Source organism: Acinetobacter sp. YH16038 (assembly GCF_013417275.1).
Lineage (GTDB): Bacteria > Pseudomonadota > Gammaproteobacteria > Pseudomonadales > Moraxellaceae > Acinetobacter.
The window spans coordinates 1-1,031 of the sequence record NZ_VPEG01000184.1; the positions used below are offsets into that span (position 1 = coordinate 1).

General features: G+C 43.0%; 1 pseudogene. It reads left to right on the plus strand.

The annotated features are described in order from the left end of the window. Positions 1-759 (plus strand): annotated as a pseudogene (locus tag FTV34_RS17725) (hypothetical protein); the annotation flags it as partial. Positions 760-1,031: the final 272 nt, after the last annotated feature.

Here is a 1,031-nt window from a genome sequence, read left to right on the forward strand (position 1 = left end):
GACAACGGACTACAAGCAACCCTTCACGAAGGCAGCAAGGTCACACAACTACGCAGACAAGGCATTGATACCGAGATCAGCCTAAAAAACGATTTCATCAAACAGCAAAATGCTGAAAAACAGCGTTTGCCTGAAATTTTGAAAGGATTAGAGCAAGAAATCCGCCTGACTGAATCCCAAATCGACAAATACAAACTGGACATGAGCCTAGAGACGATCAGAAAGCTCTCTAGCACGATGGAACCGACAAAACAGGCAGAACACCCAAAACCACAGCAAAAGCCCTCAGAACGCAAAACAGAGCCATCTACACGCATCGAAAAACCAAAGTTGAGTGCCACGCAGCAATTTGACTTGCTCATGGACCAATTAGCACGTCAACAGCAGCAAAAAGTGATCGATCAACTAAGAGCAGAAATGAAACAATTTCAATCTGAGTATGCAAAACAAACTGAATTATCGAAGAAACCTAAGCCAATGTTATTTGGCAAACTTAAATGGGAACAAGAACAAGCTGAGATTAGAGGGAATTTAAACAATCTCAAACGAAGATATGATACCAACAAAACGAGAATTTCGAATTTAGAAAAGCAAAAACCCTATGGCAGCCATGAAAACTACAAGGCTATCGCTGAAAAACACCCTGCTTTGTTTCAGGAAATGTTGAAAGAAAAAGAACAACAAGAACAAATCAGGCAAAGACAACGAGATTTAGAACCGACTCGAACTCGAACCCAGTCCAAAGACCGGGAACGATAGACCAGACGGTTACAGATCCAACTCAGCAAAAGCGTAATCAGAGGGGGGAAGTAACGTCTTACTCTATGTCGCTCACACTCCGTTCGCTTTGTACTGTTCTTTGTGACTCAAGCAGGTTTAAACCGAGCGAGTGTCTACGAGCGATTGAGCATCATCAAAATTTAGCCCTCGCTTTTTCCCTGATTACAAGCTCCCTTTTGATTCTCAACGGTAAGTACAGAGCATCCCGCATGGGTGCGAACAAACTTAAATTGCGTCTAGACCGAGCGAAG